Origin of the sequence: Kitasatospora sp. NPDC005751 (assembly GCF_040630835.1) — a bacterium.
Taxonomy (GTDB): domain Bacteria; phylum Actinomycetota; class Actinomycetes; order Streptomycetales; family Streptomycetaceae; genus Kitasatospora.
The window spans coordinates 24,410-47,220 of the sequence record NZ_JBEXYC010000056.1; the positions used below are offsets into that span (position 1 = coordinate 24,410).

The window sequence follows — 22,811 nt, forward strand, 5'->3', positions numbered from 1 at the left end:
GGCTTCCGACGGCCTCGCGACCGGCGCACTGTGCTGTCCAAATTCTGGACCGAACGGTCATTATCAACTAGGGGGATTCGATGGCACAGGGGGTTTCGACACCCGCACGGGTGGACTCGCCGGTTTCTCGGCCCGCGCCCGCCCGCACCACCGCGCGGGCGCCTTCGCGGCCGGCTCCGTCGGCCCCGTCGCCGGCGTCACCGCGGTCGGGGTTCGCCCTGCTCGGTGCCGTGCAGGCGACGCTGATCTTCACGATCATGATCCTCTCCGTCCCGCTGCCCCTGGTGGGCCGGGAGTTCGGCCTCGGCCCGTCCGGCATCCTGCTGCTCAGCGCCGCGTACGGACTCTCCTTCAGCTCCCTGCTGCTGCTCGGCGGCAGGCTCGCCGACCGGCACGGCGGCCGCCGGATGCTGCGGTTCAGCCTCGTCCTGCTGGCCGTCGCCTCGGTGGCCGGCGCGCTCGCCCCCACCTTCGCCGTCCTGCTGGTGACGCGCTTCGCCCAGGGCGTCGGCGCCGCACTCGCCGCTCCGGCGGCGGTCGCGGTGGTGCGGTCGCTCTTCCCCCGGTCCGCCGACTACGGCCGGGCGATGGCCACCTGGGGCGGCCTCTCGGCGCTCGGTGCCACCGGTGGCAGCCTGCTCTCCGGGGTGGTCGCCGCCTGGGTCTCCTGGCGCTGGATGTTCGCCGTGCCGGTCCTGGTGGCGGTGGCCGGGCTCGTCCTCTCCGGTCGCCTGCTCCCTGCTGCCGAGCCGGCCCCCGGCGCACCCCCGGCGCTCGACCTGCGGGGTGCGGCGCTCGCCACCGCCGGTGTCTCCGCGGTCAGTTACGGCCTGGTCGGGTCCGGGGAGCACACTTGGGGCGAACCCGTGGTGCTCCTTCCGCTGGTGCTCGGCGCCGCCCTGCTGCTCGCCTTCGCCGCCGCCGAACGGCGCACCGCCGACCCGCTGCTGCCGCCCGGCTTCCTCGCCGACCGCCGCCGGGCCGCCGCCCTGGTCGCCGTCATGGCGACCGCCGCGGGCACCGCGCTGGTCTTCCTGATCCTCCCGCTCTACCTCCAACAGGTCCGCGGCTGGGGCGTGCTGGCCACCTCGGCGGCCTTCCTCCCGTACGCGGCGGTCCTGCTGGCCGCCGGCCGGCTGGCCGGGCCGCTGATCGCCCGCCACGGACCGGCCGCCGTCACCGCCGGGGGCCTGGCGGTGGCCGCCGGAGGCCTGGCGCTGCTGGCCGGCGTCGGCCCCGCCACTCCCTTCGCCACCGGACTGCTGCCCGGTCTGCTCCTGCTGCCCGCCGGGGCCGGCCCCGCCTTCGCCGGCTCGGCCGTCCTCGCCACCGGGGGCGTCCGGCCCGGGCGCGCCGGTCTCGCCGCGGGCGTCCTGAACACCGCGATGGAGCTGGGCCCCACCGCCGGCGTCGCCGCCCTGATGGCGCTCGCCGCCACCCGTCCCACCGCCGTCGGCGGCTACGCCGCCGCCTTCGCGGCGGCCGCCGCGGGCCTCGCGCTGACCGCCGCGGCGGTCACCCTGCTGGCCCGCTCCCGACCCGCACGACCCCCGTTCACCCACACCGAGGAGTACTCAGCATGACCACGCGCTTCGCCGACAAGTCCGTCCTGGTCACCGGCGGCGGCACCGGCATCGGCCGGGGCATCGCCCTCGCGTTCGCCCGGGAGGGGGCCCGCGTCGCGGTCGCCGGCCGCACCGAGGGCCCGCTGGCCGAGACCGTCCGGCTGATCGAGGAGGAGGGCGGCAAGGCCGTCGCCCTCGTCGGCGACGTCGCGGACGCCGCCGACGCCGCCCGGCTCGTCCGGGAGACCGTCGCCCGGCTCGGCGCCCTGGACATCGCCGTCAACAACGCCGGCATCCTGGGTGCGGTGGCACCGATCGCGGACCTCGCCGAGGAGGACTGGCAGCGGGTCGTCGACACCAACCTGACCGGCACCTGGCTCGCCATGAAGCACGAGATCGCCCACATGCGGACCCAGGGCGGCGGGGCCATCGTCAACATCGCCTCCAACCTCGGCGTCCACATGCGGCTCCCGGGCCTCGGCGCCTACGCGGTCACCAAGGCCGCCGTCAGCGCCCTGACCCGCAGCGCGGCCCGCGACCACATAGCCGAGGGCGTGCGGATCAACTCGGTCAGCCCCGGGCCGGTGGAGACCCCGATGTCCAGCCGCCCGGGCGAGAGCGCCGCCGACAAGGCGGACCGGATGAAGTCGGACGTCCCGGTCGGCCGGGCGGGCGCCGTCGAGGAGATCGCCGCCGCCGTCCTCCACCTCGCCTCGCCCGAGTCCGCCTACACCGTCGGCGCCGACCTCGTCCTCGACGGTGGCATCACCGCCTGACACCCGCCCCGCCCTGTTGCTCGCCCCCCGTGAACGGCCGACCGGTTACCGGTCGGCCGTTCACGTCCGTCCGGCCCCGCCCGGTGTGCCGTCCTAGGCGGACAGGGCTTCGCCGTCGTGCGGGAGGGCGCAGGCGGCGGCCAGGTCGTCGAGGGAGAGGTCGAGCGCGTAGGCCAGTGCCACGACCGTGAAGAAGGCCGGCGTGGGGGCACGGCCGGTCTCGATCTTGCGGAGGGTCTCCGAGGAGATCCCCGCCACCGCCGCGATCTCGACCATGCTGCGCGTGCCGCGGGCCGCGCGCAGCAGGGCGCCGAAGCGCTCGCCGCGTTCGCGTTCCCAGGGGGTCAGCGGAGTCCTCACCATGCGCCGATCCTAGACCCGACTGGACCGTGATAGATATACCGGTATAAGAATTGGGTAGAGATGCGGGAGGGCACGGCCATGGTGGAACTCAAGAACGACACGGCGCTGGCGGCGATGCGGGAGGCCGGGCGGGTGGTCGGCGAGGCGCTGGCCGCCGTCGAGCGGGCGGCCGCGGTGGGGGTGAGCCTGCTGGAGCTGGACGAGGTGGCCCGCGGGGTGCTGAGCGGGGCGGGCGCGGTGTCGCCGTTCCTCGGGTACCGGCCGTCCTTCGCGCCGGTGCCGTTCCCGGCGGTGATCTGCGCCTCCGTCAACGACGCCGTGGTGCACGGCATCCCGGACGGCTACCGGCTGCGCGACGGTGACCTGGTCAGCATCGACTGTGGGGCGGTGCTGGACGGCTGGGCGGGCGACGCCGCCGTCAGCTTCGTCGTCGGGACGCCCCGCACGGAGGACGCCGCGCTGATCGACGCCACCCGGCGGGCGCTCGAAGCCGGGATCGCCGCTGCCGTGGTCGGCAACCGGACCGGTGACATCGGGCACGCGATCGCCGCGGTCGCGCGGCGGGCCCGCCGGGGGGTGCCGGAGGGGTTCGGCGGGCACGGCATCGGGCGCCGGATGCACGAGGAGCCGTCGGTGCCCAACGAGGGCCGCCAGGGCCGGGGTTACCCGCTCAAGCCGGGGCTGGTGCTCGCCATCGAACCGATGCTGACCGGCGGCGGCCGGTCCGACTACCTGACCGACGAGGACGGCTGGACCCTGCGGACCACCGACGGCAGCCGGGCCGCGCACTTCGAGCACACCGTGGCGATCACCGAGGAGGGACCGCGCATCCTGACCCTGCCGTAGCACCCTCCCGGGGCCGTCGTCGCCACGCCCCGCTCAGCCGAGCAGCCGTAGGCGGGTCGCGGCCACACCGAGCCGGATGCTCTGCCCCCAGGTCAGCTCCAGCGCGTCCGTCTCGATGCCGTCGCCGAAGGCGACCAGCCGGTCCGACTCGACGGTCAGCACCAGCTGCCGGCCGCCGTCGAGCACCCCGTGCACCCGGCTGGTGCCGGTGGCGGGGGAGGGCCAGGCCTCCCGGACGAACCAGGCCAGCGCGGGCGCGGCGGCCTCCGGCAGGGTCAGCGGGCCGCCGCGCTCCAGCCAGGCGGAGCGGCACCAGCCGGTGGCGCCCGTACCGGTGCCGACCAGCACGCCCGAGGAGGCCTGCGGCTCGGGCGGGGCGGACCGCGGGCGGTCGGCCGTGCTCGACGGGACGGACCGGCTCGAACTCCGGCCGGTCGTATCCCGGCCCCCGCCTCCGCCCGGCTGGCCCTCGCCCGGCCCACCCCCGCCCGGCTCGCCCTCGACCGCCAGCCGGTACCGCGCCGTCTGGTGCCCGGGCTGTCCGACGTACACCTCGTTGAGGGCCAGCAGCCGCTGGGTGTCGTCCGCGACCGCCTCGACCATGGTGCGCTCCTCCAGGTGCCGGGCGCCCGAGCGGGCGACGGCGGCCGGCAGCAGGGCGGGCAGCGCGTCGGCGCGGTGGCGGACCAGGACGCCGGGGTTGCGGCCGGGGTCGGCGTCCACGCCGATCACCGGCTGGCCGTCCAGGTACTTGGCGACGTTGGCGACCAGCCCGTCCTGGCCGACCACGACCACCACGTCCTCGGGCTCGAACAGGAAGCGCGGCAGGTCCGCCCGCTCGACCCGGCTGCGCCGCCACTCCAGCGGCACCGCGGCCGCCGCCCGTGCGAGCGCGTCGGCCTGCCGGCGGTGGCGCTCCTCGGCCTCGGCCATCGACCGGCCGCGGGCGGCCAGGAAGAACGAGGCCTGGCCGGGTGTGCCGTGGTGGGCCAGGAGCTCCTCGTACTCGGTGCGGCGGTGCACCAGGACGGCCCGGGGGGCGAGGGTCACTGGTCGCCCGCGCTCTGGGAGAGCCGGCTGAGCAGCCCGGTGAGCAGGTCCGGTGTGACGGTCATGTTCTCGATCCGGGGCAGGTGCTCGGCCAGCCGCATCAGGGCGAGTGCCCGCAGCACGGCCGGGTCGGCCTGCTGGTGGGCGGTGAGCCAGGCGGCCTCGGCGGCGGCCCGGGCCTCGCCCAGCGCCCGGGCGGCGTCCGCCTCGGCGGTGGCGAGCCTGGTCCGGCGCTCCGCCTCGGCCTCGGCGCGGACCCGGTCGGCGACCGCCTCGTCCTCGGCCTGGAGGCGCCGGTTCGCGCCCTGCTGGGTCAGCAACTGCTTCTCCCGCCGGGCCAGTTCGATTCGGTTGGCCAGCTCGTTCTCGGCGATGCCGCGCTCGTGCTCGACGGCGACCGCGCGCCGTTCGAAGGTGGCCCGGTCGGCCTCCTGCTGGACGAGTTCACGGGCGGGGGTGCGCAGCGCGCGCTCCACCTCGGGCTCGGGGCGCAGCGCGACCACCCGGACGGCGATCACGGCGAGCCCGGTCTCGGTGATCCGCGGTTCGGCGGCGAGCCCCTCGGCCATCCGGTCGCGGACGGCGCTGACGCCGTCGGCCAGCGCGGCCGCGAGCGGGGTGCGGGCGAGCAGGCCGAGCGCGTGCTGCTGGGCGGTCTCGGTGAGCAGGGTGGCGAGCTGGTCGAGCGGGGCGGCGCGCCAGGCGCCGCTGTCGGGGTCGAGGCCGAAGTCGACGCGGGCGGCGGCGACGGCGGGTTCGGTGATCCGGTAGGTGAGGGTGGCCTGGACGGTGACGTCCTGGAAGTCGGAGGTCCGGGCGTGGAACAGCATGGCCAGCTCGCGGTCGTCCACCGGCACCTCGGAGAGGGCGGCGGTGAGCGGCCGGAACCAGAACGCCAGGCCCGGGCCGTCGTGGACGACCTTGCCGCGGTTCAGGTGCCGGATGTGGGCGGTGGGGACGGCGCGCAGGTGGCGCAGTCCGAAGCGCTTGGTGATGTCGGCCATGGGAGGTTCCTTTCCCCTTTTCGTCATTCCGACGATATTCGGCGGCGGCTAATCTCGTCAAGATGACGAAAAGAAGGGAAGGCGCCTGGCCCGACTGTCGTGGGAGGATCGCCGGGTGCTGAGGACGCGAACGAAAACGCGGCGGGGTCCGGGCCGGGGGGCGGCCCGCGCCGCGGCGGCGCTGCTCGCGACCGCCCTGGCGACCGCCGCCGCCCTCGGGACCGCCGTGGTCGCCGCACCGCCCGCCCGCGCGGCCGACCGGCCCGGGCAGGCGTTCACCATCTCCGACCCGCGCATCACCGAGTCCAGCGGCCTCGCCGCCAGCCACGCCCACCCCGGCGTCTACTGGACGCACAACGACAGCGACGACGGCCCCTACGTCTACGCGGTGGACTCGCAGGGGCGCACCGTCGCCACCGTCACGCTGCGCGGCATCGAGCCGCGTGACGTGGAGGCGATCTCGATCGGCCCGGACGGCCGGATCTACGTCGGGGACATCGGCGACAACCTCGGCGGCAAGTGGCCCGAGGTCTGGATCTACGCCTTCGCCGAGCCCGCCGAACTGCGCGACCAGACCGTGGAGACGGTCCGCTACCGGGTGCGCTACGAGGACGGCCCGCGCGACGCCGAGGCGCTGATGGTCCATCCGGTCACCGGCCGGGCCTACATCGCCAGCAAGAAGCAGGGCGGCGGCGGCCTCTACCAGGGGCCCGAGAAGCTCTCCACCGCCGGGGTGAACACCTTCCGGAAAATGGTCGACGTCCCCTGGATCACCGACGGGGCGTTCTCCCCGGACGGCACCCGGCTCGTCCTGCGCGGCTACTTCGACGCCACCCTCTACCGCTGGAAGGACGGCGCGCCCGTCAAGCTCGGCCCGCTCTCCACGCCCTTCCAGCGCCAGGGCGAGTCGGTCACCTTCACGGCGGACGGCCGGGCGCTGCTCTACGGCACCGAGGGCAAGGACAGTCCGGTCTGGCGCTCGCCGCTCGACGACGACCAACTCCCGGACACCGTCCAGCCGCTGCCCTCGGCCGCGCCCTCCTCCGGTGCGGCCGCGCCGCCGTCCGGGTCGGCGGCCGCGGGCGGGGCCGACGGGTCGTCGTCCTCGTCGTCCTCGTCGTCCCCGTCCGAGGGGCCGTCGGACCGGACGCTCGGCGTCCTGTTCCTCCTCGCCGTGGTGGGGGCCGTGTTGGGCCTGCGGAAGAAGCGCCGCGGCGACTGACGGGCGGAGCCGGCGGGTGTGTCCCGGTCCGGGTCCGGGCCCCGGGTGCGGCCGGCGAGACGGAATCACCGTGGACGAACGGCCCTTCGGACTTCGGGGCGCCGGCGGGGCCGGGTGGCCGACCGGCCCCGACGGGGTGAATCTGTCGCCGATTTGTGACAAAGCTTGGCCAACACCCGTCCCATGCAGGGTTTTCGTGGACGTAGTGTTCCGCCTATGTCACGGAAGAGTCGCCGTATCTCCTCCCCCGACCCGGGCGACACCTGGGTCCCGCGCACCCGGCGCCGCGAGAGTCCGCTCGCCATGGCGGGTCACGCGGTGAAGTTCCTCGGCTACAGCACGCTGGCCGGCGTCCTGCTGGCGGGCGTGGCCCTGCCGGCGGCCGGCGCGCTCGGGCTGACCGCCAAGAACACCGCGGACAACTTCGACAGCATCCCGGACGACTTCAAGACCCCGCCGCTCAGCCAGGCTTCGCAGATCTTCGACGCGAAGGGCGGCCTGATCGCCAAGGTGTACGAGCGCGACCGCACCGTCATACCCGCCGACCAGATGTCACCGCTGATACGGCAGGCCCAGGTGGACATCGAGGACGCGCGCTTCTACGAGCACGGCGCGGTCGACCTCAAGGGTGTGCTCCGGGCCGCCACCAAGAACGCCGAGAGCGGCACCACCGTCCAGGGCGCCTCGACGCTGACCCAGCAGTACGTGAAGAACGTCAACGTCGAGAAGGCCGGCGACGACCAGGCCGCCGTCCTGGAGGCCCAGCGCAAGACCCTCGGCCGCAAGATCCAGGAACTCAAGTACGCCATCAAGCTGGAGGAGGACCTGACCAAGGACCAGATCCTCACCAACTACCTGAACATCACCTTCTACGGCCACCAGGCGTACGGCATCCAGGCGGCCTCGCAGCGGTACTTCAGCAAGGACGCCAAGGACCTCACCGTCCCCGAGGCCGCGATGCTCGCGGGTCTGGTGCAGAACCCGTCCCAGTACGACCCCAAGCTGCACCCCGTCGCCGCCCAGAAGCGCCGCGACACCGTCATCGACAAGATGGTGGAGAACAAGCACCTCACCGCCGCGCAGGCCCGGGACGCCAAGGCGACCCCGCTGGGGCTGAAGTACAAGGACCCGCAGAACGGCTGCATCACCGCCAACGCCGGGATGGGCTTCTTCTGCGACTACGTCCGGCACGTGGTCAAGCAGGACCCGGTGTTCGGCAAGAGCGCCGCCGAGCGCAAGAAGCTGTGGGACCAGGGCGGCCTGAACATCTTCACCACCCTCGACCCGGACAAGCAGGCCGCCGCCCAGAACGCCGTCACCAAGAAGGTCTACGTGACGGACCCGGTCTCGGCGGCGATCACCATGGTCGAACCGGGCAGCGGCAAGATCCTGGCGATGGCCCAGACCCGCCCCTACGGCCTGGACCCGGACAAGAACCAGACCGTCGTCAACTACAACGCGGACGCGGGGATGGGCGGCGGCAACGGCTTCCAGCCGGGCTCCAACTTCAAGCCGATCGTCGCCGCCGCGGCGCTGGAGGCCGGCCTGCCGGCCACCCAGATCTACCCGGCGCCGAACCGGATGGACTGGCCGACGATGAAGACCTGCGACGGCACCTGGAAGAACCTGGAGAAGGGCAAGAAGGGCGGATCGATCCCCAACGAGTCCGAGAAGGAGTCCGGCCCGTACGACCTGAAGCAGGCGATGGCGCTCTCGGTCAACACCTACTTCGTCCAGATGGAGCAGGAGATCGGCCTCTGCGCGGTCAAGCAGATGGCCAACAAGCTGGGCGTGGCGACCAAGGCCAGCGGCGATCCGCTCCAGGAACTGCCCGCGCTGGGGCTCGGCACCCAGGAGGTGAGCCCGCTGGTGATGGCCAACGTCTACGCGACCTTCGCCGCCGAGGGCACCTACTGCGCGCCGCTCGCGATCAACCGGATCACCACGGTGGACGGCAAGGACGTCCCGGTCGTCCCCGCCAAGTGCGAGCGGGTGATGTCCGAGGACACCGCCGACGTCATCAACACCGTGCTGCTCGGGGTGACGGAGAAGGGCACCGCGCGCGAGCTCGGGCTGGACGGCGACCGGCAGATCGCGGGCAAGACCGGTACCACCGACGAGAAGAAGTCGGCCTGGTTCAGCGGCTACACCGCCAACCTGGCGGCCTCGGTCTGGCTCGGCGGCCCGGCCAAGGGCGTGCCGATGAAGAACATCCGGATCGGGGGCAAGTACTACCAGGAGATCTTCGGAGCCACCGGCCCGGGCCCGATCTGGCAGCTGGCGATGAACCAGGCGCTGAAGGGCATGCCGCGGGACACCTTCGACACCGTGTACATCCCGGACCCGCCCAAGCGTGATCCGAACCCGAGCGGGAGCCCGAGCGGCTCCGGCACGGCCTCGCCGGGCACCGCCCCGACCGGTGCGGGCGCGCCCGGCGGCCGGACGGCGGACCCGGGGCGGACGGCGGACCCGGGGCGGCCGCGCTCGACCCAGCCGACCCAGCCCGCCGAGCAGCACACCGACCAGCAGACCGAGCAGCACACCGAGCAGACCGGCCGGGGCGACGCCGACCGGCCGGACGGCTCGCAGAACGACGGCTGACCGGACCGGCCGACGGCGGTGCCCCGGACCGCCCTACGGTCCGGGGCACCGCCGGGTTCGGGGGCGGTCGGTCAGTGGACGCCGTTCGCGGCCCAGAAGTCCTGCCGGGCCAGCACGCTGGTGTCGGTCTGGTCGGTGAAGAAGCCGTCCACGCCCAGCTCGTAGAGGTGGCGCGCCCACCCGATGGCGTCGCCGTAGGCGTTCGGGTCGGTGCCGCGGCGGTAGTCCAGCGGGAGGAAGGCGTTCTCGTTGCGGACGGTGTACGGGTGCAGCAGCAGGTTGGCCGCGTGCGCGTCGCGGACCAGCGTGGTCGGCGGCAGGAGCTTGCCGCTCTCGTCCACCGGTGCGATCAGCTGGGTGGTCGGGCCGATGCCGTGGGCGAAGCCGGCCATCCAGCGCAGCCCCGCCGGGGTCACCAGGTCGGCCACCGTGCGCCGGTCCCCGGACAGCACGAAGTCGTACGGCTGGGTGGCCGCGGCGCCCAGCAGCTGGATCCGCGGGTTGTCGACCAGCTTGGCCAGCCGCTGAAGGCTGCTCGGCTCGAAGGACTGCAGGATCGCCCGCCCGCGCCGGCCGGCCAGGCCCGCGCGGCGCAACTCGTCGGCGAGCCGCTCCTCCAGGGGCAGACCGATCGAGCGGAAGTAGCTCGGGTGCTTGGTCTCCGGGTAGAGCCAGACCTCGCGGCCGAGCTCGCGTCCGCGCTTCCTGGCGAAGTCCGCCAGCTCGCGGAAGGTGAGCACCGGCCACCGGCCGTCGTACAGGGTGTTGCGCTGGCGCTGCTGCGGGAGGCGCTCCTTGGCGCGCAGGGTGCGCAGCTCGGCGAGCGTGAAGTCCTCGGTGAACCAGCCGGTCTGCGGCAGGCCGTCGATGGTCTTGGTGGTCTTCCGGCCCGCGAACTCGGGGTGGTCGGCGACGTCCGTCGTCTCCACGATGTTGTTCTCGTGCCGGATCACCAGGTGGCCGTCCTTGGTGGGGACGAGGTCGGGCTCGATGACGTCCGCACCGAGCTCCAGGGCGAGCTCGTAGGAGCCGAGGGTCTCCTCGGGGCGGTAGCCGGGCGCGCCGCGGTGGCCGATGACCAGCGGGTGCGGCAGCCGGTCCAGGCCGGTACCGGTGCGGACCGGGGAGCGGGTGCCGGCCGCCGCCCCGGCGTCCGCGCGCCCCTCGGCGGCGTCCGGCTGCTCGTCGGCCGGGGCCGCGAACGCCTCGCCCGCGGTCGCCGCGAACGCGGCCGCACCGAGGCCGGCGGCGCCGGTCGCACGCAGGAACCGGCGGCGCGAGGAGGCCGTGCCGGGTGCGGAGGAATCTGTCGAGCTGCTGCCGTCGAGCGGACGGTTCGTCATGGAGGCTCCTGGCTCGCACTGGGGGCGGGACGCTGATGGTCGTCGCCCGCAGACTAGGAGCAGCGGCGCCCGGCCGGGTGGCGTTCGGACGAACTGCGGGCGAAGATCCGCCGTGCACCCGTCAGGACCGCACCCGAGGCGCACCCGGTGCGGGCCGGGTGCGCCTCGGACGGAGCGGGGGCCGGTCAGCCGTTGACCTGGCAGAGGGCGTAGGACTTCTCCGCGTGCAGCATCGACTCCAGTTCCGGGTAGCCCTGGGTGCGGTAGCTGTAGTACGCGACGGTGTACTCGACGTCACACCGGTTGGCGGCGGACAGCTGGCTGTCGGGCTGGTCGGCCACCGTCAGCGGACCGTGGGCCGAGAGGTCGACGCCGGCGGCCTGGGCGGCCCCGGCCCCGCCGGCCAGAACGGCGGCGACGGCGAGCGCGGCGACTGCGAGCGGGCGGGACAGGCGGTTCATCAACTGAGTGTCCTTCCAGAGGAGTCGGTGTGCCCCCGATTCTGCTCCGGAGGGTGATCACGGTCCTATCCCAGAACGGTGGGGGGGAGCGCCCGGCTCCCCCCACCTCCCGCCCCTCAGTCCTTGTTCAGAGCTCGGCGAGCAGCTTCCGGCCGTCCGGCCAGTCACCGAGCCCGGAGTCGGCGTTGAGATGTCCGTGGGCGCCGGGCTCCACGTACCGGGCGCCCCACGCCTCGGCGAAGGCGCGACCACGCTCCGGCGTGACCCAGGGGTCGTCGGTGCTGGAGACCACCAGTGAGGGGAAGGGCAGGCGCTCCAGGGTCACCGGGCGGAAGCCCGCGAGCGCCGGTACGTCGGCGTTGTCGATGTCGGCGGGTGCGACCAGCAACGCACCCCGGACGGCGGCGGTCCGTCCGGCGGCGGCCGAGGCCGCCCAGCGGGCCACCGCGACGCACCCGAGGCTGTGTGCCACCAGGACGACCGGCCCGTCGGCCGCCGCGGTGGCGATCGCGGCATCGAGGGCGGCCACCCAGGCGTCCGGCTCCGGGAAGTCCCAGTCCTCCTGCTGGACGCGCCGGAAGGCCGCCGGGTCGGCCTCCTCCCACCGGGTCTGCCAGTGGGCGGGCCCGGAACCCTGGTAGCCGGGCAGGACGAGGTAGCTGGTGCGGTCCGACATCGTGCGGACTCCCTTCGAGGGCTGACCTGGGCACCAGGGAGTCTAGGGGCCGCCCGGGAAGGGGCGCGTAGGCCCTGGCGACGGCGCACACGGCTCGCCCATGGCGCGTGCCACGCATCACGCGCCGGGTGTGCGAGCGGTGTGCCCCGTTGCGTCGGCGCGGCCGGGTGCGGGAGGTTGTTCCCGGCCCGCCCCGACCGCCACCGGCGCGGGCCAGCAGCATGTCTGACGACCGATCACATGGAGGGATGTCGGCGATGACATCGAAGGTCCTGCTCGTCACCGGTGATGCCGCGGAGTCGCTGGAGGTGTTCTACCCCTACCAGCGGCTGCTGGAGGAGGGCTACGAGGTCGACATCGCGGCGCCGACGACGAAGCGGCTCCAGTTCGTGGTCCACGACTTCGTCGACGGCTACGACACCTACACGGAGAAGCCCGGCTACACCTGGCCCGCCGACCTCGCCGTCGCGGACGTGGACCCGGCCGAGTACGTCGCCCTGGTCATCCCCGGTGGCCGTGCCCCCGAGTACCTGCGGAACAACGCCGACGTGCAGCGGATCGTCCGGCACTTCTTCGACGCGGACAAGCCGGTGGCGCAGATCTGCCACGGCCCGCTGATCACGGCGGCCGCCGGCGTGCTCTCCGGCCGCCGCAGCGCCGCCTACCCGGCCCTGGAGCCCGACGTGGCCGCCGCGGGCGCCGAGTACGTCGACGGCGAGGCGGTCGTCGACGGCGTGGTCGTCTCGGCCCGCGCCTGGCCCGACCACCCCGCCTGGATCCGCGCCTTCATCGAGGTCCTCCGGGTCAAGGCCCCGCTGGCCTGACCCTGACGGACCCGGGAGCACCCCTCCGCCCTGGGGTGGAGGGGTGCCCCCCCGCGTCGGTGAACAGCGCCGGACGGTAGGGCGCTTCAGGGCTTGCGGTGCCGTCCGGTCGGTGGCCCCAGGAGCTGTCCGGCGGACTGCCGGTCCGCAGCGACGGCGGCGGGTACCCACGCGAATCCGTCCCACTCCAGGATCAGCCGTGGGGCGTCCGGGACGACGTGCGCCGCGCCTGCGCCCGGTGCCAGCGGGACGACCCGCAGTGTTCCGGGCCGGCGCCGACGCTGCTGCCTGCGGGCGTACCAGTCCTCCAGCGGCTCGTCCACGTGCCCTCCTCGCCGTCTTCCGCCCGAGGCTACCGGTTGCGGGGCGTGATCATCCCGCGACCACTGTGGCGGGCAGGTCCCAGCCCGGACCGTCCGGGTGTCTCCACCAGGCCCGCTGCCTGCTGGACGTCAGAGTCAGGCCGAAGTCCGTTCGGTCCGGCGCTGACCTGAAGTCCTGGTCCAGGTCTTCCACCACGTCCCACAGCCGGCGGGGGCCGGTCTGGCGCACGGTGCCGTCCGCGGTGGCGGTCACCGTCGACCCGTCCGGGGTCCAGATCCCCACCGACCCCGTCGCTTTCCCGTCTCCGGGCCAGGTGCACCAGCGGTAGCCCGGCAGCGCGAGCGACAGGGGGAACTGCAGCCGGTCCATCAGGTCGTCGAGGCCGACGCCGGTCCGGTTGGGCACTGCCCCCTCCAGGGCACCGAACCGGGGCCCGAACGCGTGGGTCCGACGGGCCATGAAGTACGCGTCCTGCGGCAGGAACCGGCCGTGCGCCTCACCTTTCCGCACATCGATCCGGGCCAGGCCCCAGCCGATCGGGACGATCATCACGGCGCTCCCGGCGGCCTGCTCCACCCACGGCCACGGGACCGACTGCAGACCGCAGGTGGCGATGAACCGGTCGAACGGGGCATGGTCCGGCGAGCCGGCTGCCCCGTCACCGCTGTGCACCGTCGGTCGGTACCCGGCCCGGGCGAGGTGACGGGCGGCTCCGGCGGTCAGCTCCGGATCCACGTCCACCGTGGTCACGTTGGCGTCGCCGAGCCGGTGAGCCAACAGGGCAGCATTCCACCCGGTGCCGGTCCCGTACTCCAGGACGCGGTTCCCGGCCTCCACGTCCAGGGCGTCCAGCATGGCGAGCATCAGGGCCGGTTCGCTGGACGACGACGTAGGCACACCGTCGGTGACCTGGGTTGTCAACGCCCGGTCCTGGTAGACGGCGTCCAGGTAGCCGGGGTCACCGGCGTGGACGGTCCGCCAACCACCAGCCGGGTCCTGGTCGTGGAAGACGGGAACGAACAGGTGCCGGGGCACGGCGCGCACTGCCCGAACCCACTCAGGGCCGTATCCGGCGGCGGCCAGTTGGTCGGCGAGCACATCGCGCAGTGCGCCGGCGTCGGTATCGGTGGTCAAGGTCACGTGTCCACTCCTCCGAGCAGTGCGGCATGGGCTTCGGCGATGGGCAGCCCCGTGGCGGCTGCGATGAACTGCCACTGCCCGGCCGGGTTGCACTCGAAGAAGACCCAGCCGCCCGACGGCGTCACCGCGAAGTCGAAGGAGCCGTAGTTGAGTCGGTATCGGCTCATGAACCTGCGGACGGCTTCGGCGACCTCACCGGGAATGGGCACCGGCTCGTACTGGAGGGCGTCGTAGTCGGCGCGCCAGTCGACCTGTGCGGCGGCGCTACCCGCATGGATGGCCACCGGAAACATGCGGTTGCCGACGACGGTCAATCGCACCTCGAAGGCCTTCGGGACCCATTCCTGCAGCATGTGCGCGGTCAGTTCCAGCGACCCGTCAAGGTCAGTCGGGTCGAACCGGCGGGTGGGGAGCATCATCGAACGCCCCGACAGGGTGATGGCCCCGGAAGTCACAGGCTTGACGATCAGGTCTCCCGCGATCGACTCGGCCCAGTGCCGGGCACGCCGGAGGTTGTTCGTGATGATCGTTCGGGGCACGCGCAGGCCGCATGCGGTGGCGGCCGTGAGCTGTCCGGGCTTGTGCGCGGAGGCTCGGTAGACGTCGGGGTGGTGCATCCACGCCACCGGCAGGGAACCCAGCACCTGGACCATGCCGACCAGGGCCTGGCCCTGGGCCCATTCCCGGTACTCCGGCGCGATGCCCGGGGCGGTCCGCGGCAGGCCGGGCCGCCTGTAGTAGACCGCCCGGACCTCCTCCAAACGCACCGTGCGGGCACCGGCCGCCAGTTCGCCCGTCCAGCCCGGCAGCCGCCCGTCGTGCTCGGCGGCCAGCACCAGATGTTGGGGAAAGCGGGCCAGGTCGAACCGCATGACTGGTACGTCCCGCTCCGCCAGGGCGTGCACCACGAGATCGGCAGACGGGTCCAGGTCCTCGGCGACGACGAGGACGTGCCCGCGCGGTGCGCTGGTCATCGGCTACGCCACCTCATCGCCGGGGAAGGCGTAGGGATCGGATGTCTCGTCGACCGGTCCGGTGGAGTCGTTGTTGGTACCCGTGCTGGACGCCGCCACCGGGGTCTTCGCCCACAGGGAGCCGTCAGTGTTCACCACGTTGACCTGGCGGTCGGGGTCATAGGCGAACTCCGCCGGGTCGATGCGGACGGTGTAGGGCGGTTGGGCGGCGCGCGCGCCGAACGGCATGCTCCCGCGCTCGGTCGTTACGGTAAGCATGGGCGGTACTCCCTCGGTCGTGGCCGTACGGCCTGCGCGGTGCGTGGGGCCGTCCGTTGCGCACCGTGTTTCACGGGGACGGGTCTGCACCGGACGGTGTACCGAGAAAACCCGATGACGGCCAGCCAGGGAACGACTCCGGAGGGTGCTGCCGTCATCGCTCCAAGTGAAGGGATGCACTGTGCATCCCTTCGGTTCTACGTCCCGATCAGGTTCATGTGGCGCAGCAGCGGCGCCAGGCCGTCGATCCGCCGACGGCCCTTGGAGTCCTGAACCAGGCGCACCACCTCCCGGGCCAGGACCTGGTATCGCATCCATTCCGGGGCCATCCCATGTACACGGGTCAACGTGCCCACGGCGTCCGCGTACTGCCCTTCCCAGGTCTGTGCGTGCGCCACGTCCAGCAGGTGGCGGCTTCGCGTCATCGGCGGGATGCGCGTGGTCGGGGACACCGTGCCGGCCGCCCGCAGTGCCTCCGCGGGCCGGTGCTGCGCCATGGCCACCTCCGTACGCACCATGGCTACCTTGGACGGTCCGAACGCGGCATTGTGCCCGCCGTTGACGTAGTCGACGGCGTCCAGGTCCACTACCAGGGTGCAGCGCTGTGCATCGTCCAGCATCTCCCGCGCTCCCTGGTAGTCGTCCTGCCGGGAGAACGCCGTGGCCGAGGACAGTCGTAGTCGCCCCCACATCCGCACCGCCTGGTAGTTGTCCCGGGAGAACCGGGGGTTCAGCATGTCGGCGGCGTCCCACGCGATCTGCCCGGCCAGGTGGTGTTCGTTCTGGCGAAGCAGTACCCAGGACAGGGCGTTGCAGCCGGACGCGACCAGCACCGGGTCCTGTGCCTGGTCGGCGGCCACCATGGACCGCTCAACGGCCGTGCGGGCCAGGTCGTCCTGGCCGACGTGTGCGGCCGCCTGCGCCGCGACCGAGTAGCAGCGCGAGAGCGCCGCCTGGGAGTGACGCAGTCCGGCCCCGCGGCTGTCGCGGACGGCTGCCCGCGCGGAGGCCAGCAGAAGTGGCAGGGAGGCGATCAGGTGGGCGAAGTCTCCCCGGTGGTACTGCTGCCAAGCCTGCTCCACGGAGGTGTCCAGGGCGGCCGCATCAGGTGGTTCGGCGTCCTCTCCGGACAGTCGCACGCCCGGCAGGCCGCCCACAGGGTGGATCGCCCGGCGCAGCATGGCCACGCTCTCTTCTCTGGCTCCGTCGTCGCGGTGCAGGGTCTGGCGCTGACCCAGCAGAACGGACGGCTTCACGTCCAGGGCGCGGGACAGCTTGGACACGGTGCCCATCAGGGCCGTGGTGCGTACGTTCTGTTCCAGGCCCTTGATCGTGGGCACCGCTACGCCGGACTTCGCGGACAGCTCCGCGCGGGTCAGCCCGGCTTGGGAGCGCAGCCGGGACAGGTTCTCTCCTATCGTCGGTTCGGGGCGTCCGGTGTGGTCGGTGGGTGCCATGCTGGTGCCTCCGTTCGATGCTGAGCCACACCGACGGTACGCCGGGCCCCGGTCGGCCGGAACGTCGACGGCCCGTCCCCATCGAGCTTCAAGGAAGAAGTTGTTGTCTGTGCGTCAGGTGGCCGGAGTGAGCCGACGGTCGCGGCAGAGGGCCCTTGTGTCGGTCACCGCAGTCGCACGGTGCCCCCTCCTGACCTCGCTGCTCTCGCAGTGCCGCGGGCACTCCCGCGCCTGACCGCGCCTTCATCGAGGTCCTCAGGGTCAAGGCCCCGCTGGCCGGACCCTGACGGACCCGGGGGCACCCCTCCGCCCTGGGGCGGAGGGGTGCCCCCGAGCCTGTCAGGGTCCGGTTCCGCCGGTGGGTGGAGCGACACGCCGACGGAAGATCGGACCAGCGGTGGAGAGGCTCGGGACCTGGGTCGGACGTGTACGTCGCCCCCCGCTGTCAGAGTGTCAGTCGACAGGACCGGGGCGGACGTTGTGGAAAGTCCGCCCGTTCGGACACCGGAGGGCGGCGGCATGACGGGAACGACGAGGGATCGGGCGGGCCGGGCGGAGTGGACGGGCCCGGAAGGCGGGCGGGACCGGGGGCGGCGACGGCGGGGGCTGGCCGTACGGGCGGTGGCGGTCGCGCTGGCCGGCGCCGGTCTGGTGGGTGCCCTCGCCCCCGTCGCGGGTGCCCAGGGCGCCGCGCCCGGGTCCGGCCGGCCGGTGGCCGACGGCGGCGCCGACCGGGTCGACCGGGCGGCGCTGGACGCGGCCGTGCGCGGGCCGGTGGCCCAGGGCGGCGCCTCCGCCGCACTGGGGCTGGTCGCCGAGCGCGGGCGCACGGTCTGGAAGGGCGCGGCCGGGACGGCCGACTTCGCCACCGGCGCCCCGGCCACCGCCGACGGCCGGTTCCGGATCGGCAGCGTCACCAAGACCTTCGTGGCGACGGTGGTCCTGCAGCTCGTGGCGGAGCACCGGGTCGGCCTGGACGACCCGGTGGAGAGCCGCCTGCCCGGCGTGGTGCCGAACGGCGGGCAGATCACCGTCCGCCAACTGCTGAACCACACCAGCGGCCTGTTCAACTACACCGAGGACCCGTCCTTCTCCTTCGACGAGGACCCCGCCGCCCTGCAGCAGTGGCTCGACGTCGGCCGCTGGCGCCCGTACGCGCCGGGGGAGCTCGTCGGCCTCGCCGCCCAGCACCCCCCGTACTTCGCCCCCGGGCAGGGCTGGCACTACTCCAACACCAACTACGTGGTGATCGGGATGCTGATCGAGCGCCTCACCGGCCGCGGCTGGGCCGACGAGGTCCAGCGCCGGATCATCCGCCCGCTCGGCCTGATCGGTACCTCGATGCCGCTCAACTCGCCCTTCGTCCCCGGCCCGCACGCCCAGGGCTACTACAAGCTCGCCTCCGGACCGGCGGACGTCACCCTGCTCGACCCGAGCATGGCCGGTGCGTCGGGGGCCGGGATCTCCACCACCACCGACCTCGCCCGGTTCGTCTCCGCCCTGCTCGGCGGGCGGCTGCTCGCCCCGGCCCAGCTCGCCGAGATGAAGCGGACCACCCCGCAGAGCGGTCCCGCCGAGTACGGCCTCGGCCTCCAGCGGACGTCGACGGCCTGCGGCGAGTACTGGGGCCACAGCGGCGGAATCCCGGGCTACACCACCCTGATGTACGGGGCCTCGGACGGCCGGCGACAGTTCACGGCCTCCGTCAACCCGTACGACCTCTCCGACCTCCCGGCGGCCAACGCCACCGTCGAAGCCCTGGTCGCCACCGCCCTCTGCGACACCCACCCGGCCACCGCGGCCACCCCGCCCACGGCGACCGGCACCCTCGCGGCCACCGGCGTGGTCCGGTGACCTCCCCGGCGCGATCACCGGGGTGCTGGGGGCGGTCCACGACCGGGGTGCCATCATGACCGGCACATGACGGTCGATTGTCGCCAGGAGGACGAGACATGGCAGAGCCGCTGATCGCCGCAGTCGGGGGCCGGGTGCCCGACATCGACCCGACCGCCTTCGTCGCACCCAACGCGGTCGTGGTCGGGTCGGTCACGGTCGGCGCCGGGGCGAGCGTCTGGTACGGCGCGGTGATCCGCGGCGACGCCGAGGCGATCACGGTCGGCGCGGGCAGCAACATCCAGGACAACTGCACGCTGCACGCGGACCTGGGCTTCCCGCTGGTGATCGGCGAGCGGATCTCGGTCGGCCACAACGCCGTCCTGCACGGCTGCGTGATCGAGGACGACGTGCTGGTCGGGATGAACTCCACGGTGCTGAACGGCGCCCGGATCGGGGCCGGTTCGCTGGTCGCGGCCGGGGCCGTGGTCCCGCAGGGCATGGAGGTGCCGGCGGGCTCCCTGGTCGCCGGGGTGCCGGCCAGGATCCGGCGCGAGCTGACCGAGGAGGAGCGGGCGGGCGTCACCTTCAACGGCGAGGGCTACCGCCTCCTGGCCGACGCCCACCGGAAGATCGAGCCGGTGGAGCGTCGGACGGCGTAGGCGGTCGAACGGGGCGAGGCCATCGGGCGGGGGCGCCCCGCCCGGCGCGCCCCCGCCCGGCCGGTCAGGTGCGGGCGCCTGCCTCGGCGGTGGGCAGGGGGTGACCGAGGGCCGGGACCGGTACCGGGGCGGCCGTCCCGGGGCGACGGCGGTCGGTGGCCCAGGCGATCACCGCGATCACCGCACCCGAGGCGGCGAGGCCCGAGCCGACCAGGGTCGGCGACGTCCAGCCGAGCCCGGCGTCCAGGGCCAGGCCGCCGAAGTACGCGCCCTGGGCGTTGGCCAGGTTGAACGCGCCCTGCACGGTCGCCGAGGCGAGGGTCGGGGCGTTGCGGGCCTTCTGCAGCACCAGGGTCTGCACGGCCGGGACGATCGCGAAGCCGAAGAGCCCGACCAGCACCACCGTGACGGCGGCCGACCACTCGGTGCGGGCGGTCACCCCGAAGAGCGCCAGGGTGGCGGCGAGCAGCAGGAAGGCGGCGCAGACGGTCGGCCGCAGCGCGCGGTCGGCGGCGATGCCGCCCAGCACGTTGCCGATCGTCATGCCCACCCCGAACAGCGCCAGCACCAGCGTCACCGATCCGGTGGCGTAGCCGGAGACCTCGGTGAGCAGGGGGGTGATGTAGCTGTAGCAGGCGAAGAAGCCCCCGCAGCCGAACACCACCGTGCCGAGGGCCAGCCAGAGCTGTCCGCTGCGGAACGCCCCCAGCTCGTGCCGGAGGCCGGACTGCGCGGGCGTGGGCAGCTGGGGCACCAGCCGCGCGATGGCGACGGTGCCGAGCGCGCCGATCGCGACCACCACCAGCATGGTGGCCCGCCAGCCGAGGTGCTGGCCGAGCAGGGTCGCGGCCGGGACCCCGATGATGTTGGCGACGGTCAGGCCCGAGAACATCACGGCGACCGCCCGGGCCCGCCGGTGCGGGGCGACCAGTTCGGCGGCCGCGACCGCCCCGGCGCCGAAGAACGCCCCGTGCGGCAGCCCGGTGATCAACCGGGCCGCCGCCAGCGACCAGAAGTCCGGCGCGATCGCGCAGAGCAGGTTGCCGGTCGCGAAGAGGCCGGCCAGCGCGACCAGCACGGGCTTGCGAGGCCGTCCGGCGGCGAGCGCGGTGAGCAGCGGTGCGCCGATCACCACGCCGATGGCGTAGGCGGAGATCAGCCACCCCGCCTGGGGGATGGAGACGTGGAGGTTCTCGGCGACCTGGGGCAGCAACCCCATGGCGGCGAATTCGGTGGTGCCGATGGCGAACGCGGTGACGGCCAGGGCGACCAGCGCGAGTGGCAAGGGGGACTCCGGGGTGACGCCCGGGCGGGAGCCGGGCAGGGGGTCCGGCACGGTCGTCGGGCCGGTGCAGACAGGTGACCGGGCGGGGCGACCCGGTGGGGGAGCGGGGGAGCGGGGTGGGGGAGCGGGGCGGCGCGGGGATGACGGGCAATTCGTCTGGGCGAAATCCTAATCCGATCGGATGACCCCACCAGGTGCCGCCCATGGCCGGACGGTGACACATGGGGGTCGCCAGCGGCGCCCCCGCGCGCGAGACTGGGGTCATGTGCCGCAGTATCAAGACGTTGAGACCGCCCGTGACGCCGGACGCCTCCGATGAGGACTTCCACGCGGCCGCCCTCCAGTACGTGCGGAAGGTGTCGGGGTTCCGCGCCCCGGCGGCGCACAACCAGGAGGCCTTCGACCGCGCCGTGGAAGCCGTCGCCGAGGCCACCGCCCGATTGCTCGACGAGTTGGAGGTCCGCGGCGCTCCCGCCCGGACCACGGGGGCCGCCGCCTGATCCGACGGCGGAAAGCCGCCGGCCGGCCCGGCGCAGACCTGTAGGGGCAGCATGGGCACCAGGGACAGCTGGGACCAGGTGGACCGAGGAGATCGGCGATGAACCCCGCGAACCGTTACGTACTGACCTTCCCGGGCACGCCCGGCACCCAGGCCCCGCAGGACGTCGTCGTGGTCTCCCGCACCAGTACGACCGGTCCCGGCGGCCACCCCGTCTACGAGGACGCCACCGGCATCGTCCGGGCCGAGATCAGCGACTCGGGCGAGGTCCGGATGCTCGCCAGCGGGGGGCACCAGTCCCCGCACTTCCCGGTGCACGCCGAACCACTGCCGTAGCGGGCAGCCCTCCGCCGCCGGCGCGGCCCACCGGACCGCGCCGGCGGCGGGCCGGGTCACGCCCGGCCGGTTGTCCCCTCGCGGCCTCGGGCAGAATCGGCTCATGACTACAGCGAGTTGGCAGGGCACGGTCGTCGCCGAGAGCGACGACACCACCGTGGTCGAGGGCAACCACTACTTCCCGGCCGAATCCGTGCGCGCGGAGTACCTGCGCCCGTCCGACACCACCACCGTCTGCGGCTGGAAGGGCACCGCCGAGTACTACACGCTGGACATCGGCGGCCAGCTCAATCCCGACGCGGCCTGGTACTACCGCGACCCGCTGCCGGACGCCGAGCACGTCCGCGGCCGGGTGGCCTTCTGGCGCGGGGTGGAGATCACCGAATAGCGCGTACCTCCGCGGTTCACCGGGTAACCGCAGAGCATGGCAATCTTCAGGAGACCGGGACGCTCCCGGCAGCCGGAGCCCGCCCCCGAACAGGTCGCCGAGGAACTGGCGGACCTCGTCGAACAGCTGGAACGGCCCGCCCCCGGCGTCGAGGGCGGGCCCGCCGGGCAACTCGCCGAGTACCGCGCGGAGCGCGACAAGCGCCGGGCCACGGCCCTGCTCGGGTCCGTCTCCCGGCGGCTCGGCAGCGGCGGCCTGGCCGCCGCGAAGGGTGCCGCCTACGGCGGCCGGGCCCTCGCCGACCAGCTGATGCAGGCCGCGCCGCGCATCCCGGTCCGGAGCCTGACCACCCTGCGCGCCCAGCACCCGGACGCGGCCGACCCCGAGCGGCTGGCCGACCTGCTGGTCAGCGGCGCCAGCCGCGCCTCCGGCGCGCTCGGCGCGGGCGTCGGGGCCGCGGCGATGCTGCCCGTGCCACCGGCGATGGCGCTGGAGATCGCCGCCGAGACGCTCGCCGTGGCGGCTGTCGAGATCAAGCTGATCGCCGAACTGCACGAGGTGTACGGCCTCGCGGCCCAGGGCACGGCCACCCAGCGGGCCTCCGCCTACGTGGCGGCCTGGGCCAACCGCCGGGGCATCGACGCGACGCTGCTGGTGAAGCCGGCCGGGTTCGCCGCGATGGCGCTCGGGTCCGAGGTCCGTCAGCAGGTCCGCAAACGGCTCACCCGCAGTACGCTGCGCCGCCTGCCCTCGCTGATCCCCCTGCTGGTGGGGGCAGGCATCGGCGCCACCGTCAACCGGCGTGACACCCGCAAGCTCGCCAAGGAGGTCACCGCCTGTATGGGCACCCCGGCGTTCACCTACGACCGGATCACCTACACGAGCGCGTGCAGCCTCCAGCCCGGCGTCCAGGCCACCACCTTC

25 protein-coding genes are annotated in these 22,811 nt (G+C 73.7%); 12 read left to right on the forward strand and 13 right to left on the reverse strand.

The window, feature by feature from the left end:
* Positions 1–67: 67 nt before the first annotated feature.
* Positions 68–259 carry a hypothetical protein gene (locus tag ABZ497_RS30655; RefSeq protein ID WP_359809873.1) on the reverse strand — a complete coding sequence of 64 codons (192 nt, stop codon included), beginning with the start codon at positions 257–259 and terminating at the stop codon, positions 68–70.
* On the opposite strand from ABZ497_RS30655, the gene ABZ497_RS30660 reads away from it, so the two are divergent.
* Together ABZ497_RS30660 and ABZ497_RS30665 are read left to right on the forward strand one after the other, a co-directional pair.
* Positions 258–1,583: an MFS transporter gene (locus ABZ497_RS30660; protein ID WP_359809875.1), complete on the forward strand. Its 1,326-nt coding sequence runs from the start codon at positions 258–260 to the stop codon at positions 1,581–1,583. The genes ABZ497_RS30655 and ABZ497_RS30660 overlap by 2 nt on opposite strands.
* Complete coding sequence (locus ABZ497_RS30665; protein ID WP_352295348.1) at positions 1,580–2,341, forward strand: glucose 1-dehydrogenase; 762 nt, start codon at positions 1,580–1,582, stop codon at positions 2,339–2,341. The genes ABZ497_RS30660 and ABZ497_RS30665 overlap by 4 nt, the downstream gene beginning before the upstream one ends.
* Positions 2,342–2,434: 93 nt before the next feature.
* Here the strand turns inward: ABZ497_RS30665 and ABZ497_RS30670 are convergent, their stop codons facing one another.
* Positions 2,435–2,704, reverse strand: coding sequence for a helix-turn-helix transcriptional regulator (locus tag ABZ497_RS30670; protein ID WP_352295350.1), 270 nt, complete (start codon positions 2,702–2,704; stop codon positions 2,435–2,437).
* Positions 2,705–2,782: 78 nt separating this feature from the next.
* Between ABZ497_RS30670 and map the strand changes: the two genes are divergently transcribed.
* Positions 2,783–3,550, forward strand: a complete 768-nt coding sequence (gene map / locus ABZ497_RS30675) for a type I methionyl aminopeptidase (protein WP_359809906.1) — start codon at positions 2,783–2,785, stop codon at positions 3,548–3,550.
* A gap of 33 nt (positions 3,551–3,583) precedes the next feature.
* Here the strand turns inward: map and ABZ497_RS30680 are convergent, their stop codons facing one another.
* Complete coding sequence (locus ABZ497_RS30680; protein WP_359809877.1) at positions 3,584–4,600, reverse strand: hypothetical protein; 1,017 nt, start codon at positions 4,598–4,600, stop codon at positions 3,584–3,586.
* Positions 4,597–5,604, reverse strand: coding sequence for an SPFH domain-containing protein (locus tag ABZ497_RS30685; RefSeq protein ID WP_329485983.1), 1,008 nt, complete (start codon positions 5,602–5,604; stop codon positions 4,597–4,599). The genes ABZ497_RS30680 and ABZ497_RS30685 overlap by 4 nt, the downstream gene beginning before the upstream one ends.
* Positions 5,605–5,830: 226 nt before the next feature.
* On the opposite strand from ABZ497_RS30685, the gene ABZ497_RS30690 reads away from it, so the two are divergent.
* Positions 5,831–6,826, forward strand: coding sequence for a hypothetical protein (locus tag ABZ497_RS30690; protein WP_359809907.1), 996 nt, complete (start codon positions 5,831–5,833; stop codon positions 6,824–6,826).
* 216 nt (positions 6,827–7,042) lie between these two features.
* Positions 7,043–9,427 carry a transglycosylase domain-containing protein gene (locus ABZ497_RS30695; RefSeq protein WP_359809879.1) on the forward strand — a complete coding sequence of 795 codons (2,385 nt, stop codon included), beginning with the start codon at positions 7,043–7,045 and terminating at the stop codon, positions 9,425–9,427.
* A gap of 71 nt (positions 9,428–9,498) precedes the next feature.
* Here ABZ497_RS30695 and ABZ497_RS30700 read toward each other — a convergent pair whose 3' ends face one another.
* The 3 genes from ABZ497_RS30700 to ABZ497_RS30710 form a co-directional block, all read right to left on the reverse strand.
* Positions 9,499–10,770: a glycerophosphodiester phosphodiesterase gene (locus tag ABZ497_RS30700; RefSeq protein WP_359809881.1), complete on the reverse strand. Its 1,272-nt coding sequence runs from the start codon at positions 10,768–10,770 to the stop codon at positions 9,499–9,501.
* A gap of 185 nt (positions 10,771–10,955) precedes the next feature.
* Positions 10,956–11,231, reverse strand: a complete 276-nt coding sequence (locus ABZ497_RS30705) for a hypothetical protein (protein WP_352295360.1) — start codon at positions 11,229–11,231, stop codon at positions 10,956–10,958.
* Between the two features lie 127 nt (positions 11,232–11,358).
* On the reverse strand, positions 11,359–11,907 hold the full coding sequence (locus tag ABZ497_RS30710) for an alpha/beta hydrolase (RefSeq protein ID WP_359809883.1): 549 nt from the start codon (positions 11,905–11,907) through the stop codon (positions 11,359–11,361).
* Between the two features lie 257 nt (positions 11,908–12,164).
* Here ABZ497_RS30710 and ABZ497_RS30715 point away from each other — a divergent pair, with 257 nt between their 5' ends.
* Positions 12,165–12,731, forward strand: coding sequence for a DJ-1/PfpI family protein (locus tag ABZ497_RS30715; RefSeq protein WP_359809885.1), 567 nt, complete (start codon positions 12,165–12,167; stop codon positions 12,729–12,731).
* 86 nt (positions 12,732–12,817) lie between these two features.
* Here ABZ497_RS30715 and ABZ497_RS30720 read toward each other — a convergent pair whose 3' ends face one another.
* From ABZ497_RS30720 to ABZ497_RS30740, 5 genes are all read right to left on the reverse strand, one after another.
* Complete coding sequence (locus ABZ497_RS30720) at positions 12,818–13,054, reverse strand: DUF6087 family protein (RefSeq protein ID WP_359809887.1); 237 nt, start codon at positions 13,052–13,054, stop codon at positions 12,818–12,820.
* Positions 13,055–13,103: 49 nt separating this feature from the next.
* The gene (locus ABZ497_RS30725) at positions 13,104–14,195 is read right to left on the reverse strand and encodes a methyltransferase domain-containing protein (protein WP_359809888.1); all 1,092 of its coding nucleotides are present in this window, start codon (positions 14,193–14,195) and stop codon (positions 13,104–13,106) included.
* Entirely contained in the window at positions 14,192–15,169 is a 978-nt protein-coding gene (gene tgmB / locus ABZ497_RS30730) for an ATP-grasp ribosomal peptide maturase (RefSeq protein ID WP_359809890.1), read from the reverse strand. Before tgmB ends, ABZ497_RS30725 begins: the two co-directional genes overlap by 4 nt.
* Before the next feature lie 3 nt (positions 15,170–15,172).
* The gene (gene tgmA / locus ABZ497_RS30735; RefSeq protein ID WP_359809891.1) at positions 15,173–15,427 is read right to left on the reverse strand and encodes a putative ATP-grasp-modified RiPP; all 255 of its coding nucleotides are present in this window, start codon (positions 15,425–15,427) and stop codon (positions 15,173–15,175) included.
* A 197-nt stretch (positions 15,428–15,624) separates the two neighbouring features.
* A complete protein-coding gene (locus ABZ497_RS30740; RefSeq protein WP_359809893.1) occupies positions 15,625–16,884 on the reverse strand; it encodes a helix-turn-helix transcriptional regulator in 1,260 nt (419 codons plus the stop codon).
* Positions 16,885–17,403: 519 nt separating this feature from the next.
* Here ABZ497_RS30740 and ABZ497_RS30745 point away from each other — a divergent pair.
* Both ABZ497_RS30745 and ABZ497_RS30750 read left to right on the forward strand, forming a co-directional pair.
* A complete protein-coding gene (locus ABZ497_RS30745) occupies positions 17,404–18,738 on the forward strand; it encodes a serine hydrolase domain-containing protein (RefSeq protein WP_359809894.1) in 1,335 nt (444 codons plus the stop codon).
* Positions 18,739–18,836: 98 nt separating this feature from the next.
* A complete protein-coding gene (locus tag ABZ497_RS30750; protein WP_359809896.1) occupies positions 18,837–19,379 on the forward strand; it encodes a gamma carbonic anhydrase family protein in 543 nt (180 codons plus the stop codon).
* Positions 19,380–19,443: 64 nt separating this feature from the next.
* Here ABZ497_RS30750 and ABZ497_RS30755 read toward each other — a convergent pair whose 3' ends face one another.
* Positions 19,444–20,664 (reverse strand): MFS transporter, encoded by a 1,221-nt coding sequence (locus ABZ497_RS30755; protein WP_359809898.1) that lies wholly within the window; start codon positions 20,662–20,664, stop codon positions 19,444–19,446.
* A gap of 263 nt (positions 20,665–20,927) precedes the next feature.
* Here ABZ497_RS30755 and ABZ497_RS30760 point away from each other — a divergent pair, with 263 nt between their 5' ends.
* From ABZ497_RS30760 to ABZ497_RS30775, 4 genes are all read left to right on the forward strand, one after another.
* Complete coding sequence (locus tag ABZ497_RS30760; protein ID WP_329485973.1) at positions 20,928–21,164, forward strand: DUF2277 domain-containing protein; 237 nt, start codon at positions 20,928–20,930, stop codon at positions 21,162–21,164.
* 98 nt (positions 21,165–21,262) lie between these two features.
* Positions 21,263–21,499 carry a DUF6296 family protein gene (locus tag ABZ497_RS30765; RefSeq protein ID WP_329485972.1) on the forward strand — a complete coding sequence of 79 codons (237 nt, stop codon included), beginning with the start codon at positions 21,263–21,265 and terminating at the stop codon, positions 21,497–21,499.
* A gap of 103 nt (positions 21,500–21,602) precedes the next feature.
* Positions 21,603–21,887: a DUF427 domain-containing protein gene (locus ABZ497_RS30770; protein WP_359809900.1), complete on the forward strand. Its 285-nt coding sequence runs from the start codon at positions 21,603–21,605 to the stop codon at positions 21,885–21,887.
* A gap of 36 nt (positions 21,888–21,923) precedes the next feature.
* On the forward strand, positions 21,924–22,811 hold an 888-nt coding region (locus ABZ497_RS30775; protein WP_359809902.1), incomplete at its 3' end, for a hypothetical protein.

What these genes read in the sequence shown, in the direction of transcription:
- ABZ497_RS30665 (WP_352295348.1), top strand. Translation starts at nt 1,580, where the DNA reads ATGACCACGCGCTTCGCCGACAAGTCCGTCCTGGTCACCGGCGGCGGC.
- ABZ497_RS30695 (WP_359809879.1), top strand. Translation starts at nt 7,043, where the DNA reads ATGTCACGGAAGAGTCGCCGTATCTCCTCCCCCGACCCGGGCGACACC.
- ABZ497_RS30705 (WP_352295360.1), bottom strand. Translation starts at nt 11,231, where the DNA reads ATGAACCGCCTGTCCCGCCCGCTCGCAGTCGCCGCGCTCGCCGTCGCC.
- ABZ497_RS30740 (WP_359809893.1), bottom strand. Translation starts at nt 16,884, where the DNA reads ATGGCACCCACCGACCACACCGGACGCCCCGAACCGACGATAGGAGAG.
- ABZ497_RS30715 (WP_359809885.1), top strand. Translation starts at nt 12,165, where the DNA reads ATGACATCGAAGGTCCTGCTCGTCACCGGTGATGCCGCGGAGTCGCTG.
- ABZ497_RS30655 (WP_359809873.1), bottom strand. Translation starts at nt 259, where the DNA reads ATGATCGTGAAGATCAGCGTCGCCTGCACGGCACCGAGCAGGGCGAAC.
- ABZ497_RS30765 (WP_329485972.1), top strand. Translation starts at nt 21,263, where the DNA reads ATGAACCCCGCGAACCGTTACGTACTGACCTTCCCGGGCACGCCCGGC.
- ABZ497_RS30660 (WP_359809875.1), top strand. Translation starts at nt 258, where the DNA reads ATGATCCTCTCCGTCCCGCTGCCCCTGGTGGGCCGGGAGTTCGGCCTC.
- tgmA (WP_359809891.1), bottom strand. Translation starts at nt 15,427, where the DNA reads ATGCTTACCGTAACGACCGAGCGCGGGAGCATGCCGTTCGGCGCGCGC.
- ABZ497_RS30710 (WP_359809883.1), bottom strand. Translation starts at nt 11,907, where the DNA reads ATGTCGGACCGCACCAGCTACCTCGTCCTGCCCGGCTACCAGGGTTCC.
- ABZ497_RS30700 (WP_359809881.1), bottom strand. Translation starts at nt 10,770, where the DNA reads ATGACGAACCGTCCGCTCGACGGCAGCAGCTCGACAGATTCCTCCGCA.
- tgmB (WP_359809890.1), bottom strand. Translation starts at nt 15,169, where the DNA reads ATGACCAGCGCACCGCGCGGGCACGTCCTCGTCGTCGCCGAGGACCTG.
- ABZ497_RS30745 (WP_359809894.1), top strand. Translation starts at nt 17,404, where the DNA reads ATGACGGGAACGACGAGGGATCGGGCGGGCCGGGCGGAGTGGACGGGC.
- ABZ497_RS30760 (WP_329485973.1), top strand. Translation starts at nt 20,928, where the DNA reads ATGTGCCGCAGTATCAAGACGTTGAGACCGCCCGTGACGCCGGACGCC.
- ABZ497_RS30750 (WP_359809896.1), top strand. Translation starts at nt 18,837, where the DNA reads ATGGCAGAGCCGCTGATCGCCGCAGTCGGGGGCCGGGTGCCCGACATC.
- ABZ497_RS30770 (WP_359809900.1), top strand. Translation starts at nt 21,603, where the DNA reads ATGACTACAGCGAGTTGGCAGGGCACGGTCGTCGCCGAGAGCGACGAC.
- ABZ497_RS30670 (WP_352295350.1), bottom strand. Translation starts at nt 2,704, where the DNA reads ATGGTGAGGACTCCGCTGACCCCCTGGGAACGCGAACGCGGCGAGCGC.
- map (WP_359809906.1), top strand. Translation starts at nt 2,783, where the DNA reads ATGGTGGAACTCAAGAACGACACGGCGCTGGCGGCGATGCGGGAGGCC.
- ABZ497_RS30685 (WP_329485983.1), bottom strand. Translation starts at nt 5,604, where the DNA reads ATGGCCGACATCACCAAGCGCTTCGGACTGCGCCACCTGCGCGCCGTC.